Genomic DNA, 14,447 nt, shown 5'->3' on the forward strand with positions numbered 1-14,447 from the left:
CGCTGAAAAAAACGCCCCGTCGTTTACTCCGAAATCGTCGTCTATCGAGGCAAACCTCTATCCCTGGAGGTGACCAATGATCGAAGAAGTCGAAGAAACAACCATCGGCTACACCCACTTCGTCTACTGCGGTGAAAAACCGTTGTTCCAAGTCAGCGCTGGCGTCCCTGTCAAAGAGGCGCTTGAACAGGCTTCCGATTTGCTGAGCTTGGCTAAGGCTTTCGCCGAAGACGCTGCATTCATGAAAGAAACCGACCGATACGCCTGGGCCGCGCATTTTTTGACGGCGATGGGCAAGGCGGTGATCGATGATGTGGTGAAGGCCGTTTCTCCCCGACCCAAGAGAGTGATCCTGAAGGCTGCAACATAGCGGCTACGGCACTCTGCATTTTGGGATTCATGAGCGGCTGGGCGTGCTGAGTGTGGGCGCCCTCCCTCATTGCCCAACAAAAAACCCGACACGGGGCCGGGTTCCTTCTTGTGTTTTCATTTCAATTGAATCGTTTACTTGATTGTCGGTGTGTCTGCGCTTTCAGGCCGCACTCGTCAGCACGTTCACAAAGTGCTGAATGTATTCCCGATCTTGCTCAGACATCGCTCTATAACGTGTAAGAAGATTCCACTCTTCTTGTGTTAACTCGGACATTTCGCTGTTGGGCTTATCCATGCGCATGTTCTTTTTTTCATCTTGATCCAAATGCCCACTACTCCATTAAGTGCATTGCGGGGGCAACGTTACTCAGGAGCGCGAAAAATCAAAACTGAAATCCGTCGTAACGAATGTTCTAAATCTCGACGAGTTATTTCCTGGCACTGGAAAGCTGAGTCACTTCGGCCATGGCACCGACGATGCGATGCACAGCTTTTTGGTCATAGTCGGACAAGCTGCGGAACTGCTGGAGCAGTTGGTTTTCGGCAGGATCCAGCGTGCTGGCAGGCTGTGGCAAACGCCCGCCCGTCAAGACGTAGAGCACGTCTACACCGGCCTTGGCTACGGCGGTGAGGTAGGCGGAATCGGGGTTTCGCTCGCCCTTTTCGTAGCTGCCTTGGGTGTTGCGGGTGATGCCGCCCTGCTGTGCAAAGGCATCCTGGTTGAGCCCTAAGCGCGTCCTTTCTTCGCGCAAACGCTCACCCACTCCAACGTCCAAGTCTTCATCAGATGCACAACTTTTCAAGCTTTCATCCTTTACAGGCCCAACTCTTTGGGCATAATGACGCCTAATCAACACGGATGCACACGAATGGACACTATGCCCGCCCCACTCACGCCCGAGCAAGCCCGAGCAGCGCTGGATCGACAGGGCATCAGCCTTGCCGAGTTCTGCCGCCGGCATGACCTCAATAGCAATCTGGTGAGCGACTTGCTCAACGGACGCAAGAAAGGCCGTCGCGGCAAGGCTCATCAAGCCGCCGTTTTGCTGGGCATAAAGGAAGGCACGATCAGCACCGGAAACTGAGATTCATCGTTCATTTAACGCAAGGATGCCGTCATTGAGCACTTACAAACTCGTTTGCCCTCACTGCCAGTCTCGGATGCGAATACGCACGAGCGAAGGCACTCATATTTTTCTCCGCGTCGCTTATTTGCAGTGCCTGAATGAAGCCTGCGGCTGGTCTGTTCGGGCGCAGTTCGAAATGACGCATGAGATGAGCCCCAGCGGCATGGCAAACCCTGCCGTGCGACTCCCTTTGGCGGATGCAGCACTACGTCGGTCCGCGATGAAACCGGCCGATGAGCAATTGATGCTGATCCCGATCCAGGGACTGGAGGCCAACCAATGAACACCATTCACTTTGCCCCGGACTACCGCACCTGTATGCAGGACGCCGCGCACGCCTATTTGTTGCGTCATCGAGCAGAGTACCTGGTGGACTCTGATCGACTGTTCAGCAGTGCAGAACGTCATTTGATTGTGGCACTCGAAGTGCCGGCCAGCCTCGCGGCGAAACTGGTGCATCTGGCCTGGACTGACATCCAGCAAGTCGAACCGCTTTCCGCGTAACTCACCCTCCCGCCCATCTCCATTTCTGGCATCCCCGTATTGCGGGGTGATGGGCATGCCATGCCTAAAAATTGAGGCTTTTATGGAAGATACTATCTGCATCACCCTGACTTTGACCCGCATCGAAGCGTGCAATTTGTTGGACAACGCTCGCTTGATACACGCAGCCCAGTTCAAAAAATACTGGGATGAGGATCGGTTCAGTTCAATTCCTATCACTGAGCGACGCCCCGCCATGCACGCGGCAATCCCTTCCATGGCGGCACAGCAACAGCTGATCACCGCTCTCTCCGATGGCATTTGGGGGAAGGCTCATCGGTGAGCAATTTCACCAGCGCGCTGCATGCCGATGTATTGCAGCGCCTCGCTGATGATTACGGGCTCAAGCGTCGCTTGAGCACCGACTATCTGCGGGGCGGCAAATGCCCGGCTTGCGGCCAAAAGGAGTTATACGCCCGCTACTCTGAGCCGTGGCTGATCATCTGTGGTCGTGAGGGCAAGTGCGCTCAGCGGTGGCACCTCAAGGAGATCTACGAAGACCTGTTCGATGACTGGAGCAAGCGGGCGCCCTCCTCCGAGCAATTTCCCCAGGCGACAGCCCGGGCTTACCTTGAGTTTGCCCGGGGCTTTCGTCATGAACTGATTCAGGGTTGGTATACGCAAGACTCTTACTTTTCCGAGGAGCTGAATGCCGGCAGCGCGACGGTGCGTTTCGCGCTGGAAAAAGGTGGCTACTGGGAACGCCTGATCGATCGGCCGCACCGATTCGGCAAGATGAAAGCACGGTTCAAACCCGGCGACAGCCCGCGTGGTGTTTGGTGGTGCCCACCGAGCATCGAGCTGCTTGAGGTCAAAGAGCTGTGGATTGTCGAGGGCATCTTCGACGCTATCGCTCTGGTGCATAACGGCATTGCGGCGGTGTCGGCGATGTCCTCCGGCGCCTATCCGGAAGAATCGTTGAAAGAGCTGTCGCGCCAGCGCGGCGGCAAGCTGCCCAAACTGGTGTGGGCGCTGGACAACGAACCCGGCGCGCACAAATACACAAAGCGTTGGGTTCGGCAGGCACGCACGCTGGGCTACGAATGCGGCGCCGCACAGATTCCGCAACGAGATAACCGCAAGGTCGACTGGAACGATCTGCATCAGCGCTGGGCGTTCATCGATGACAAAAACGAGCGCGCCGAGCAGGTCAAAAAGGACCTGGACACCGCGCTTTACCATGGCTCGCTGTTGACCGCCGAAAGCGCCGCAGAAAAAGGCGTGCTGATGTACGACTGGCGCGAGCGCCATGAATTTCACTTCGGCTTCGACCACCGTTTGTACTGGTTCAAAATGGACCTGGAGAAGTTCAGCAAAGCGATGCATTCGCTGGAAACTTCCGATCGCCATGAAGACCAGCTTCTCACTGAAGAACAGCGCCGGCAGAAGGCTCTGCGCCAATGCGGCGGCATCGTCGAAATCGCCAACTGCTACCCGCAGGCGCTGTACTTCCAGCGCAACGAAGTCACCGACGAATCCTGGTACTACTTCCGCGTCGATTTTCCGCACGACAGCGGCAGCGTGAAGAACACCTTCACCGGTGGCCAGGTCGCCGCCGCCAGCGAGTTCAAGAAGCGCTTGCTCAGTATGGCCGCCGGCGCTGTCTTCACCGGCAGCGGGCAACAGCTCGACAAGATCATGAAGGACCAGTTATTCGGCCTGAAGACCGTCGAGACCATCGACTTCATCGGCTACAGCAAACTGCACAGTTGCTACGTGTTCGGCGACCTTGCCGTCCGTGGCGGCATCGTCAGCGTGGTGAACAAGGAGGACTTTTTCGAGTTCGGCAAGCTTCGGCTGAAGACGCTGCAGAAGTCGATCGCCATGCACATCCAGCGCGACGCCAAGCAGTACCGGACCGACTGGCTGCCGATGCTGTGGCTGTGCTTTGGCGCCAAGGGTATCGTCGCCCTGGCCTTCTGGTTTGGCTCGCTGTTCGCCGAGCAGATCCGCGCGCAGTACAAATCCTTCCCGTTCCTCGAGGTCACCGGTGAGGCCGGCGCCGGCAAGACCACGCTGCTGACTTTCCTGTGGAAATTGCTCGGCCGCGAGCATGAAGGTTTTGACCCGTCGAAATCGACCCGCGCCGGCCGTCAGCGCGCCATGGGCCAGGTCTCCAACATGCCCGTCGTGCTGATCGAGGGTGACCGCAACGAGCCGGACAAGGCGCACGCCAAGGGTTTCGACTGGGACGAGCTGAAGGACTTCTACGGCGGCGGCACGCTCGGCACCAAGGGCATGAAAACCAGTGGCAACGAGACTTACGAACCGCCGTTCCGGGGCGCAATTGCGATCAGCCAGAACGCCGATGTCAGCGCGTCTGAAGCGATCCTGACCCGGATTATCAAATCGCACTTTGCACGCCCGGAAGTCACCACCGAGAGCCGTGCAGCAGCGGACAACCTGAACCTGATCCCGGTCGAGCAGCTGAGCCACTTCCTGCTGCTGGCCGTGCGTGCCGAAGCCCAGGTGATGGCGAAGTTTGCCGAACGTGTGCTGGTTCACGAACAGCATCTGCGCAAGCTCAAAGACATCCGCGTGGAACGCATCATCAAGAACCACAGCCAGTTGATGGCCCTGGTCGATTGCCTGCGCGTGGTTTGCCCGCTCGAGGATAACCACGTCGCCACGACGCAGCAGACGCTGATGACCATGGCCTTGGAACGGCAGGCCGCGATCAGCGCTGATCACCCACTGGTTGCCGAGTTCTGGGAGGTTTTCGAATACCTCGAAAGCCTGGGCGAAGGCCCGCAGGTCAATCACAGCACCGACCCGAAACTCATCGCGATCAACCTCAACGAATTCGCAGAAAAGGCCAGCGAGCATCGGCAGAACCTCGCTGACCTGAAGACATTGCGCGGGCTGTTGGTGAATAGCCGTAGCCGTAAATGGGTGGAGACCAATAAGGCGGTTTACAGCGCGGTACGTGCGTCGCAGGCCGTCATTAATGGCACGCCAAAAAGGAGTACCACGGTGCGCTGCTGGATTTTCCAGCAGGCGTAACACGCTGCAATTAATGGATCACCCGGTACGGTAGTGCTGGGATGCGTAAAGGAGTAACACCATGCATGCACAAAGCCAAAGTGGTAGCGGCACGAGGCCCAGCACGAACACCTTAAAAGTCCGCGACGAGATGACGCCAAGAGCGAAGAGTTCCGACCTCCGAGAACAACTAAATGCCTCAACTGGTGAACATACGCAGCCACGGGACCGGTTCCCTCTGGAGAAATCATGAACCGCGAAAGCCAGCCTCAAATGGCGAGCGAGACACTTTCGGAAGATGAGCTGACAACCATCACCGGCTACAAGACGCCGTGCTTTCAGCGCCAGTGGCTTACCCGAAACGAATGGGAATACGTACTCACCGGCGCACAACGCCCCATCGTAGGCCGTGTTTACGCCCGCTTAAAGCTTGCCGGAGTAAAGCCTTCAGCAACCAACGCTGTCGCCGAAACCTGGTCCCTCGATCTATCTCGTGTGAGCTAATAATGCGCCTGAAGAAACCCGAAAACCGAGACCTCCCCCCACGGATGATCCGTCGTTCCCGAAAAAGGAAAAACGGACAGATCTGGGTGGGGTATTACTACAACGGCAGGGATGCCGAAGGTAATCGCGTTGAGATTCCGTTAGGTAGCGATCTTGACGAAGCCAAAATCGAATGGGCGCGTCTCGATCGCAAGGCGACGCCCAAGCCCGCGCACCTGATGGACCGACTCTTTGACGACTATGCGTCGAAAATAATACCAACACTAAAGCCACGCACCCAGCGCGACTATCTCTTGAGCCTGAAGCAGCTTCGAAAAGCTTTCGAGTCAGCCCCAATAGAGGCGATGAGCCCGCAGGTCATCGCCCAGTATCGAGATGCACGCACGGCAAAGGTACGAGCCAATCGGGAGATTGCACTGCTATCTACCATGTTCACCTTCGCCCGCGAGTGGGGGCTGACCGACAAGGCCAACCCCTGTTTCGGTTTGCGCCGGAACAAGGAAACGCCTAGGGACTTTTATGCCGGGGATATCATTTGGCAAGCGGTGTACGAACAAGCGGGGCAGGATCTCAGAGACGCAATGGACTTGGCATATCTGACAGGCCAGCGAGCGGCCGATGTGCTCAAGGCCTCAACCGCCGATTTGAACAATGGATTTCTGATGGTTGGCCAGGGCAAGACTGAAAAGCGTCTTCGTATCAGACTTTACGACGGAAATACCGAGACGGATCTGTGCATCTTCATCAACGGCCTGCTGGATCGGCGAGCCCAGGCCGGTGTCAGAACGTCGATCCTCATAACCAACCAGGCCGGACTACGCATGAGTTACAACATGCTGCGTAACCGCTGGGACGAAGCCCGGGACAGGGCCGCCACCAAGGCCGCGGCAGACGGGGACACCGAGCTGGCCACCACAATTCGAAAATTTCAGTTCAGGGACATCCGACCGAAAGCCGGCAGCGAAATCGAAGACATTAAGGACGCTAGCCGGCTGCTCGGCCACTCCACCGAAGAGATGACAAAGAAGGTTTATCGGCGAGTTGGCGAAGTGGTCAACCCAACTCGATGACGAAGTTGATACCACGGGTGGGGCAAACGATGGCCCCACCTTATGCATACCGAAATTACTTGTTTTTGATAATTTCAATCAAATCGTCAAGTGATTTAGATTTGCGGATTTTGGCAAGGCACACGAAAAACCATAAAAGGCAACCCGCGCCAAACAACGCAAAGATCGCGCCCCATGTGTCCGCGCTCAACCCCAAAGCTTCCTTGAAATTCGAAGAGCAGAAAACCACAACTACTCCGACAAACAGGCTAAGCGGCATATGCCAGGCATTGTGCTTTGCGACACAATCTAAATGTTCAATCAAAGCTAGCTTTAACTTGTCGGTCGTGATCGAAATTAGTTGTTGTGAAGTGTTATCGTGCACTGCCTCCACCGATATCACCTGAGTCATTTTTCTTCGAGAAGTGGCGGACTGGTCAGAAGATAACGGTTTCATACTCATGCTTCCACCCTCTTCAACATGAATTGAAATTCGACCTTCCTCATATTAACCAGCCTTTGAACACTCGCACAGAAAAGAACTATATCTTTATCATTGCTGATAGCGACGCTCACAGGTTCCGTAATACTTTGTCCTAGCGACCTGTCAAAATTAAAAAACCTCAGAACCAAACAATCTATTTTGGTTGTGCCTTCGGGCGCATCGTAGGCGACTCTAAAGCGAGCCTCAGGCCGCTTTTCCTCGGGTGTCGATTCGTCGCAGGTTTCCGTAATGAACTCGAATCGCACGGGCAGTTCATCCGCGCCCTCCACATCAACAACAAAATTTGCCGTTTCGTTATCCGGAACAAAAATCACCTGGCTCATTAAGACTTTTTTGCCGCCTACTTCCATGCCCACTTCTCCGATGTCGTAGCACATCATACTGCCATCACACACCGGGAACTGGAAGCATGCGGAAATACATAAATGCACGTAATGAGGCGGATGATGCGGAACACCTTCCAAAAAATGCGGAACACCCCACTTTTTCGCAGGCATTAAAAAACCCCGTAGATCATTGATCTACGGGGTTTTTAATAGTGGAGGCCGAGGTCGGAATCGAACCGGCGTAGGCGGATTTGCAATCCGCTGCATAACCATTTTGCTACTCGGCCTCAAAACATTTGCTGTCAGTAGCGCAACAACAAACGTTGTACAAATTGGAGCGGGAAACGAGACTCGAACTCGCGACCCCGACCTTGGCAAGGTCGTGCTCTACCAACTGAGCTATTCCCGCTTGGTGTGGCGCATTCTATAGATTCCAGATGCCCCGTCAACCCTTTGATTCAAAAAAGTTTTATTTCTTTTCTACATCGGTCTTCAGATGTGGCCAGGCTGCGCGAAGGTATTGAACCATCGACCACAGGGTCAGACCTGCAGAGATCATCAGCAACGCATAACCCATGAGAACCCAGAAACTGAAAGCCTTGGGGTTGGCCAGGAGAATCACCAGTGCCAGCATCTGCGCAGCAGTTTTCCATTTACCCAGATTGGATACGGCCACATGAGCCCGGGCACCGAGTTCGGCCATCCATTCACGCAACGCCGAGACCACGATCTCGCGACCGATAATGACAGCTGCCGGCAGCGTGAGCCAAAGGTTGCCATGCTCTTGCACCAGCAAGACCAGTGCGACGGCGACCATGAGCTTATCGGCTACCGGATCGAGAAACGCACCAAAAGGCGTGCTTTGTTCCAGGCGTCGCGCGAGGTAGCCGTCCAGCCAGTCCGTCGCTGCCGCAAAGGCGAATACCGAACTTGAGGCCAGATAGCTCCATTGGTAGGGCAGATAGAACAGCAGAATGAAGATCGGAATGAGCAGGACGCGGAGAACGGTAATCAGATTAGGGATATTCATCGGCACAACTGGCTACGAGGTGAATGGGCATTCTACTCACTATGCAGGTTTGCATAAATCGACTCTGCTAGCTTTTTGCTGATCCCCGGTGCTTTGGCGATCTCTTCGATGCTTGCACGAGACAGCTCCTGCAATCCACCAAAATGTTTCAACAAGTCCCGCCGCCGGGTCGGCCCTACACCCGCAACGCCTTCCAGCGTTGACGTGCGGCGGGTCTTGCCGCGCCGAGCACGGTGGCCGGTGATTGCAAAGCGGTGGGCTTCGTCCCGAATCTGCTGGATCAGATGCAGCGCCGGAGAATCACCCCGCAAGGTGAATTCGTTTGCCGCATCATTCAGATACAAAGTCTCGAAGCCCGCCTTGCGCGTGGCACCCTTCGCGACCCCCAGCAAGATCAGATCCGGAACAGCCAGTTCGTTGAGCACGTCACGCGCCATCGACAACTGCCCCTTGCCGCCGTCCACCAACAGGATGTCCGGTAACTTGCCCTCGCCTTCCTTCAGCTTGCTGAAGCGTCGGGTCAGGGCCTGATGCATGGCGGCGTAATCGTCGCCAGCGGTCACACCTTCGATGTTGTAGCGGCGATAATCCGACTTGATTGCCCCTTCCGGCCCGAACACCACGCAGGAAGCAACCGTCGCTTCACCGCTGGAGTGGCTGATGTCATAGCATTCCAGCCGTTGCGGCGGCTCGTCGAGGTTCAACACTTCTGCCAACGCTTCGAAACGTGCGGCAACGTGTTGACGGTTGGCCAACCTTGCGCCAAGCGCCTGCTCGGCATTGGTCACGGCCAGCTGCTGCCAACGAGCCCGCGTTCCCCGGACCCGATGACTGATGGTCAACTCACGTCCGCGGAGTGTGTGAATAGCCTCGATCAACGCAGGAAAGTCTTCGTGAACGACATTGACGATCAACTCGCTCGGCAAGTCGCGCTCCGGGCTGCTGATGAAGTATTGCCCCAGAAACGCAGCCATGACTTCGGCTACGTCTTCTTCAATCCCGACCTGGGGGAAGAAATTCTTGCTGCCAAGCACCCGCCCTCCCCGCACGCTGATCAGGTGGACACAAGCACCGCCCGGATTGACGAACGCGGCGATCACATCGATATCACCCGTTCCGCCTTCCATGCTCTGCTGATCCTGCACTCGACGCAGCAAGGCAATCTGGTCGCGCAGTTCGGCGGCGCGCTCAAATTCGAGGTTAACCGCAGCCTCTTCCATCGCCGTCGACAGCTCATTGGTCAACGCATGGCTTCGCCCTTCGAGGAACATCACCGAGTGACGTACGTCCTCGGCGTAAACCTCAGGCTCGACCAGCCCGACGCAGGGTGCCTTGCAACGTTTGATCTGATATTGCAGGCACGGTCGGGTCCGGTTCTTGTAATAGCTGTCCTCGCACTGACGCACGAAGAACGTCTTCTGCAGAAGGCTGAGACTTTCGCGAATCGCGCCGGCGCTCGGGTAGGGACCAAAATATTTACCCTTCGCCTTTTTCGCCCCGCGATGAATGCTCAGGCGTGGGAATTGCCCGTCAGACAAAAAGACATAGGGATAGGATTTGTCATCGCGCAACAGGATGTTGTACGGCGGCCTCCACTCCTTGATCAGAGTCTGCTCAAGCAGCAACGCCTCTGTCTCGTTGGACGTAATGGTGGTTTCGACTTGGGCGATACGCCCGACCAGTGCCGCCGTTTTCGGCGCCAGGCCCGTCTTGCGAAAGTAACTGGCCAGGCGTTTCTTCAGGTTCTTGGCTTTGCCTACGTACAACAGACGCGCGTCGCTGTCGAACATGCGATACACGCCGGGGCGCCCGCTGACGGTCGATAAAAAAGCGCCCGAATCGAATGTCTCAGTCATGGTCAGAGGCTGGCATCAACCATGCCGTGACGAACCGCCAACAGCGTCAGTTCGACATCGCTGCTGATCGAGAGCTTTTCGAAAATGCGGTAGCGATAGGTATTCACGGTTTTCGGCGACAAACACAATTTGTCGGAAATGATCTGAACCTTCTGGCAGCCGACAATCATCAGCGCAATCTGGATTTCCCGTTCCGACAACGCATCGAACGGTGAATCATTGGTCGGCTGAAAGGATTTGATTGCCAGTTGCTGGGCAATCTGCGGGCTGATATAGCGCTGGCCGGCGAACACCAGGCGAATGGCCTGAACCATTTCCGGCAATCCGGCGCCCTTGGTCAGATACCCCGCCGCACCGGCCTGCAACAAACGTGTAGGAAACGGATCTTCCTCACACACGGTGACTGCAACCACTTTGATGTCGGGATGGCTGCGCAACAGTTTGCGCGTAGCTTCGAGGCCGCCGATGCCCGGCATCTTGACGTCCATCAGCACCACGTCGGGCTTCAACTCACGAGCCTTGATGAGGGATTCTTCCCCGGACTCGGCCTGGCCCACCACCTGCAGGCCATCGATGTCGGCCAGCATACGTGTAATGCCTGTACGAACGAGATCATGGTCGTCGACCACTAGCACCCTAATCAAGCAGACACCTCGCGATATGGTCTTATTGGGATGCCGGACACCTTAGCAAAAAGTGCGGGGCAGACCTAGCAGCAAGCGACATATAAAAAGTTTCAATTCTTCATCGAGGGCTTGCCAGACGTGCGTTTCAGAGCACAGGTGTACTCACGTCAAGCTGCATTCGCAGGAAACACTCATCCTCACCCTGCACCAACATTCCTTTTTTTCGATACAGGTTTTGCGCCGGATTGTTTTTGAACACCGTCAGGCGCAACGCCGGGCGACACTCCAGCCGCGCCATCGCAACAACCTGATCGATCGCCCAGGATCCTGCGCCCTGGCCTTGAGCGCTCTCGACGATCTGCAATTCGCGGATGTACAGGGCCCGAGCATCACGGCTCAGACTGAAATACCCCGTCAACTCGCCTTCCTGAAGGATCAACCAGTTGTCGCGCCCGGCCCAGGCGACATCGAACGCCTCGTCCTGCCACAGCAAGTCATAGTGAATGTAGTAGCGGAGCATGTTTCGGCAAGTCAGCTCTCGCACAAACGACAGGTCGGCGGCCGTTGCCTGGCGCAATTCAAAACTCATTCCTGCCTCGATACGCGTCAAAAGCAGAGTGTGGCACACCCAGGCGAGCGCTCAACCCATAAAGTCCTTCTTGCTACTCCAATAGCATTTTCTGATTGCTGACGCGCAGCAGCCTCTAGTAAGCTCGGCGCATTCATCGGAGACAGCTCATGTTCAACGCCCTTTCACAGCTTCATACCACCAGCGCCTCGCGCTCGGTTGCGGCTGCCCGGGTGAACGGTGCCTCGGCTCCAGCAAGCTTTTATTTTGGGTATTGGTTTAGCCACTGGCGCGCCTGATACCCAACCGGCGCCCATTTGAACGGGTCGCCTACCAGAGATTTCTCAACCCCCGGTCGGCCTCCCGACCGGGGGTTTTGTTTTTTCAGGCCCGAACTTTTTTCAGCAACACACCAGACACTTTGAGGATTCAACCAATGAACTACGCCACTTATTACCGTTACGACAGTTTTTCCGCCTGGCGATTTACCAGCCTCCGCTCGGGACAACCTGCCGCCTCCGATCGGTCGCCCACAGGTGGCAAGCCAACACACGTAGCCAATCCGGCCAATTGTCGAACACCCCAGTAGGGCCGATTAAGCGGGAAGCCCCCGCCGTCCGCCCAGGAATTACCGAATATGAACTCGTCCGTTTCTGCTCTGCCACTGTCCACGCTGAACTCTGCCAACGAAGCACTGACCCTGCGTCTGCCAAGTTCGCTGCAACTCAAGCAGCAATTGCCGCTCAGCAATGCCCTGAACAATCAAGTCGTTGCCCACCGCCAGGCGGTCCGAGCGATTCTCAATGGTGAAGACCAACGCCTTTTGGTGATCGTTGGCCCTTGCTCGATACACGACCCCGAATCCGCACTTGAATACGCCGAAAAGCTCGCACAACTGGCCAGCGAAGTCCGTCAGGACATGTTGCTTGTCATGCGCGCCTACGTTGAAAAGCCTCGCACCACCGTTGGCTGGAAAGGCCTGGCATACGATCCTCATCTCGACGGTAGCGACGACATGGCTGCGGGCCTGACGCTATCGCGCGAACTGATGCTGGAAATGATCCGCCTAGGACTGCCGGTCGCCACTGAACTGCTACAACCCATGGCCGCCGGATACTTCGACGACTTGCTGAGCTGGGTCGCCATCGGCGCCCGCACCACTGAATCACAGATCCATCGTGAAATGGCCAGCGGGCTTGGCATGCCGGTCGGCTTCAAGAATGGAACCGATGGTGGTGTCGCCATTGCCGTCGATGCGATGCGTTCGGCAGCTCATCCCCACCGCCATTTCGGCGTGGACAGCCAGGGCCATCCGGCAATCATCCCGACTTTGGGCAACCCGGATACGCATCTGGTGTTGCGGGGTGGACATCAGGGGCCGAACTACGACCGTGAAAGCGTTTCCAGGATCAACAGCGAATTGAGCCGACTGAAAATTCCGAGCCGGATAATGGTCGACTGTAGCCACGCAAACAGCGGCAAGGACCCGCTTCGTCAGCCTGAAGTGTTCAATCATGTAGTGGAACAGCGTTTGCAGGGCGACCGCTCGCTGATCGGCATGATGCTTGAATCGCACCTGTTCGAAGGATGCCAGCCCTTGAGCGAGTCGCTTCGCTACGGGGTTTCGGTAACCGATGGCTGCCTCGGGTTCGATGCTACGAGGCAATTGCTGCTGGACGCCGCCCACCGTATGCGCAAACAGACTTCGGTCTGATGATGAGCACCGCCCTCCGCCGAATTTCAAGCGGAGGGCGGGCTACGTTCGCAACGCTAGATCAAGCCTGTACGCGAACCAGAGTCACCGCAGACTCCTGACTGACATCATCCAGCCGTTCGACCGAGTAGGACAGTCGCACAACAGTGTTCACATGCTCTCGCCAGAACCGGTAAGGCACGATGAAAACCAACGGCTGCATGGCCATCCCCCCGATGATTTCGCGGTCGTCCCGGTGGAAGAACGACTCGCCGTCACACTTGAGATAAACCAGCTCACCCTCCTCTACCTGCGCATCACTTATCATCACGCTGACGCCATCGGTGGCGTCATGCATATCAAGCACGCCGTCTTCCGCTTCAAGCACTCGGGGTGCCGGTAGCTCATCTCGTGCCAATGGGCCAATGCTGATCCGCGTAGCGCCTGACTCGCGAATGGCTCCGCTTTTCTGCTCTACACGGTAGTGAACCAACACCTCGCCGCCCAAATGCGGAGCGATGAATTCGGGCGCGACTCCGAACACCAAGGGCTGACCGACAGCAAAGAACTCAACGATAAGAATGTCTCGAAATGATGCCTCCGGCGAAGGCCCCTGCCAGATCAACTCTACCCGGTCGCCTGCACTCATTCCGGCATAGGGTTGAAGGATGGCAGTCGTTCCGTCGGGTACGCGAGCCGGATCGAGACTGCCCCCGACGGCATCCTCCACGAGGACCGGTAACAGACTGTAGCGGACGTCTCCGACGTCCAGCAGCGTACGCATTGAAGAACCAGGCGCCGATCTCGTGACGCTGTTCAATGTCCAGAACACCTCCAGCGTGCCCCCGTCCAATGCTGCGATGTGAACGTCCCGCACGATCAGAACGACATCCTTGCCCAGCTGACTTTCACTGACGGATCTCGCAATGTCGTGCCGATACGGCAGGCCTTCTGTATCGAAACCATGCCAGCTCAACACGACCCTGTCACCGCATGCCATTCCAGACCAGGGCGCAATCCGCACGACAACCTTGCTCAATGACGGATCAACGACAGCGCCGACAATCGAATCCAGTGTGGGCGCTGGCAACGGCAAAGCCCCTGCGCCCTCCCGACAGGGTCCGAACGACTGAACGCTGCCACCCTCCATCCCTGTGTCCTTTTCTTGCAAGACCGCTCCTTGTAAATCATTCATCAGTTGCCTCTCCATTCCCTGGAAATGACACGTCGCCTGAGCTCTGCGTCGAAGAGCCTCCATTTAAACCG

The 14,447-nt window shown here is 56.5% G+C and carries 18 protein-coding genes and 2 tRNA genes; 9 read left to right on the forward strand and 11 right to left on the reverse strand.

What is annotated here, in order from left to right:
• Positions 1-76: 76 nt before the first annotated feature.
• A complete protein-coding gene (locus ACTJK9_RS22685; protein ID WP_074690390.1) occupies positions 77-370 on the forward strand; it encodes a DUF3077 domain-containing protein in 294 nt (97 codons plus the stop codon).
• Between the two features lie 162 nt (positions 371-532).
• On the opposite strand, the gene ACTJK9_RS22690 is transcribed toward ACTJK9_RS22685, so the two are convergent.
• Together ACTJK9_RS22690 and ACTJK9_RS22695 are read right to left on the reverse strand one after the other, a co-directional pair.
• Positions 533-697 (reverse strand): hypothetical protein, encoded by a 165-nt coding sequence (locus ACTJK9_RS22690; protein ID WP_440816409.1) that lies wholly within the window; start codon positions 695-697, stop codon positions 533-535.
• 103 nt (positions 698-800) lie between these two features.
• On the reverse strand, positions 801-1,175 hold the full coding sequence (locus ACTJK9_RS22695; RefSeq protein ID WP_074690389.1) for a helix-turn-helix domain-containing protein: 375 nt from the start codon (positions 1,173-1,175) through the stop codon (positions 801-803).
• A gap of 75 nt (positions 1,176-1,250) precedes the next feature.
• Between ACTJK9_RS22695 and ACTJK9_RS22700 the strand changes: the two genes are divergently transcribed.
• From ACTJK9_RS22700 to ACTJK9_RS22730, 7 genes are all read left to right on the forward strand, one after another.
• Entirely contained in the window at positions 1,251-1,457 is a 207-nt protein-coding gene (locus tag ACTJK9_RS22700) for a DNA-binding protein (protein WP_074690388.1), read from the forward strand.
• 34 nt (positions 1,458-1,491) lie between these two features.
• The gene (locus ACTJK9_RS22705) at positions 1,492-1,782 is read left to right on the forward strand and encodes an ogr/Delta-like zinc finger family protein (protein WP_074690387.1); all 291 of its coding nucleotides are present in this window, start codon (positions 1,492-1,494) and stop codon (positions 1,780-1,782) included.
• Entirely contained in the window at positions 1,779-2,003 is a 225-nt protein-coding gene (locus ACTJK9_RS22710) for a hypothetical protein (protein ID WP_440816413.1), read from the forward strand. The genes ACTJK9_RS22705 and ACTJK9_RS22710 overlap by 4 nt, the downstream gene beginning before the upstream one ends.
• 82 nt (positions 2,004-2,085) lie before the next feature.
• Positions 2,086-2,325, forward strand: a complete 240-nt coding sequence (locus ACTJK9_RS22715; protein WP_440816416.1) for a hypothetical protein — start codon at positions 2,086-2,088, stop codon at positions 2,323-2,325.
• The gene (locus tag ACTJK9_RS22720) at positions 2,322-5,045 is read left to right on the forward strand and encodes a bifunctional DNA primase/helicase (protein WP_440816418.1); all 2,724 of its coding nucleotides are present in this window, start codon (positions 2,322-2,324) and stop codon (positions 5,043-5,045) included. The genes ACTJK9_RS22715 and ACTJK9_RS22720 overlap by 4 nt, the downstream gene beginning before the upstream one ends.
• 228 nt (positions 5,046-5,273) lie before the next feature.
• Positions 5,274-5,528 carry a DUF4224 domain-containing protein gene (locus ACTJK9_RS22725; RefSeq protein WP_074690384.1) on the forward strand — a complete coding sequence of 85 codons (255 nt, stop codon included), beginning with the start codon at positions 5,274-5,276 and terminating at the stop codon, positions 5,526-5,528.
• A 2-nt stretch (positions 5,529-5,530) separates the two neighbouring features.
• Entirely contained in the window at positions 5,531-6,598 is a 1,068-nt protein-coding gene (locus tag ACTJK9_RS22730; protein ID WP_440816421.1) for a tyrosine-type recombinase/integrase, read from the forward strand.
• A 55-nt stretch (positions 6,599-6,653) separates the two neighbouring features.
• Here the strand turns inward: ACTJK9_RS22730 and ACTJK9_RS22735 are convergent, their stop codons facing one another.
• The 8 genes from ACTJK9_RS22735 to ACTJK9_RS22770 form a co-directional block, all read right to left on the reverse strand.
• Positions 6,654-7,040 carry a hypothetical protein gene (locus ACTJK9_RS22735; protein ID WP_440816423.1) on the reverse strand — a complete coding sequence of 129 codons (387 nt, stop codon included), beginning with the start codon at positions 7,038-7,040 and terminating at the stop codon, positions 6,654-6,656.
• A complete protein-coding gene (locus ACTJK9_RS22740) occupies positions 7,037-7,579 on the reverse strand; it encodes a DUF6864 domain-containing function (protein ID WP_440816425.1) in 543 nt (180 codons plus the stop codon). The genes ACTJK9_RS22735 and ACTJK9_RS22740 overlap by 4 nt, the downstream gene beginning before the upstream one ends.
• A gap of 42 nt (positions 7,580-7,621) precedes the next feature.
• Positions 7,622-7,695: transfer RNA gene (locus ACTJK9_RS22745), tRNA-Cys, on the reverse strand.
• 46 nt (positions 7,696-7,741) lie between these two features.
• Positions 7,742-7,817 (reverse strand) — tRNA-Gly (locus ACTJK9_RS22750).
• 60 nt (positions 7,818-7,877) lie between these two features.
• Positions 7,878-8,438 carry a CDP-diacylglycerol--glycerol-3-phosphate 3-phosphatidyltransferase gene (gene pgsA, locus ACTJK9_RS22755; protein ID WP_064596971.1) on the reverse strand — a complete coding sequence of 187 codons (561 nt, stop codon included), beginning with the start codon at positions 8,436-8,438 and terminating at the stop codon, positions 7,878-7,880.
• A 32-nt stretch (positions 8,439-8,470) separates the two neighbouring features.
• Positions 8,471-10,294 (reverse strand): excinuclease ABC subunit UvrC, encoded by a 1,824-nt coding sequence (uvrC, locus tag ACTJK9_RS22760; protein WP_085610433.1) that lies wholly within the window; start codon positions 10,292-10,294, stop codon positions 8,471-8,473.
• A gap of 2 nt (positions 10,295-10,296) precedes the next feature.
• Entirely contained in the window at positions 10,297-10,938 is a 642-nt protein-coding gene (gene gacA, locus ACTJK9_RS22765; RefSeq protein WP_032829778.1) for a response regulator transcription factor GacA, read from the reverse strand.
• A gap of 127 nt (positions 10,939-11,065) precedes the next feature.
• Complete coding sequence (locus tag ACTJK9_RS22770) at positions 11,066-11,509, reverse strand: GNAT family N-acetyltransferase (protein WP_085610434.1); 444 nt, start codon at positions 11,507-11,509, stop codon at positions 11,066-11,068.
• Positions 11,510-12,125: 616 nt separating this feature from the next.
• On the opposite strand from ACTJK9_RS22770, the gene ACTJK9_RS22775 reads away from it, so the two are divergent.
• Entirely contained in the window at positions 12,126-13,202 is a 1,077-nt protein-coding gene (locus ACTJK9_RS22775; protein WP_085610435.1) for a 3-deoxy-7-phosphoheptulonate synthase, read from the forward strand.
• A gap of 61 nt (positions 13,203-13,263) precedes the next feature.
• On the opposite strand, the gene ACTJK9_RS22780 is transcribed toward ACTJK9_RS22775, so the two are convergent.
• On the reverse strand, positions 13,264-14,376 hold the full coding sequence (locus ACTJK9_RS22780; RefSeq protein WP_440816431.1) for a hypothetical protein: 1,113 nt from the start codon (positions 14,374-14,376) through the stop codon (positions 13,264-13,266).
• Positions 14,377-14,447 lie beyond the last annotated feature (71 nt).

It is taken from the genome of Pseudomonas sp. 22082 (assembly GCF_052046055.1).
GTDB lineage: Bacteria > Pseudomonadota > Gammaproteobacteria > Pseudomonadales > Pseudomonadaceae > Aquipseudomonas > Aquipseudomonas pharyngis.

Bases quoted from the DNA above. Each gene is read 5' to 3' on its own strand.
- ACTJK9_RS22685 (WP_074690390.1), top strand. From the start codon at position 77: ATGATCGAAGAAGTCGAAGAAACAACCATCGGCTACACCCACTTCGTC.
- ACTJK9_RS22700 (WP_074690388.1), top strand. From the start codon at position 1,251: ATGCCCGCCCCACTCACGCCCGAGCAAGCCCGAGCAGCGCTGGATCGA.
- ACTJK9_RS22710 (WP_440816413.1), top strand. From the start codon at position 1,779: ATGAACACCATTCACTTTGCCCCGGACTACCGCACCTGTATGCAGGAC.
- ACTJK9_RS22715 (WP_440816416.1), top strand. From the start codon at position 2,086: ATGGAAGATACTATCTGCATCACCCTGACTTTGACCCGCATCGAAGCG.
- ACTJK9_RS22725 (WP_074690384.1), top strand. From the start codon at position 5,274: ATGAACCGCGAAAGCCAGCCTCAAATGGCGAGCGAGACACTTTCGGAA.
- ACTJK9_RS22730 (WP_440816421.1), top strand. From the start codon at position 5,531: ATGCGCCTGAAGAAACCCGAAAACCGAGACCTCCCCCCACGGATGATC.
- ACTJK9_RS22735 (WP_440816423.1), bottom strand. From the start codon at position 7,040: ATGAGTATGAAACCGTTATCTTCTGACCAGTCCGCCACTTCTCGAAGA.
- ACTJK9_RS22740 (WP_440816425.1), bottom strand. From the start codon at position 7,579: ATGCCTGCGAAAAAGTGGGGTGTTCCGCATTTTTTGGAAGGTGTTCCG.
- pgsA (WP_064596971.1), bottom strand. From the start codon at position 8,438: ATGAATATCCCTAATCTGATTACCGTTCTCCGCGTCCTGCTCATTCCG.
- uvrC (WP_085610433.1), bottom strand. From the start codon at position 10,294: ATGACTGAGACATTCGATTCGGGCGCTTTTTTATCGACCGTCAGCGGG.
- ACTJK9_RS22770 (WP_085610434.1), bottom strand. From the start codon at position 11,509: ATGAGTTTTGAATTGCGCCAGGCAACGGCCGCCGACCTGTCGTTTGTG.
- ACTJK9_RS22775 (WP_085610435.1), top strand. From the start codon at position 12,126: ATGAACTCGTCCGTTTCTGCTCTGCCACTGTCCACGCTGAACTCTGCC.
- ACTJK9_RS22780 (WP_440816431.1), bottom strand. From the start codon at position 14,376: ATGAATGATTTACAAGGAGCGGTCTTGCAAGAAAAGGACACAGGGATG.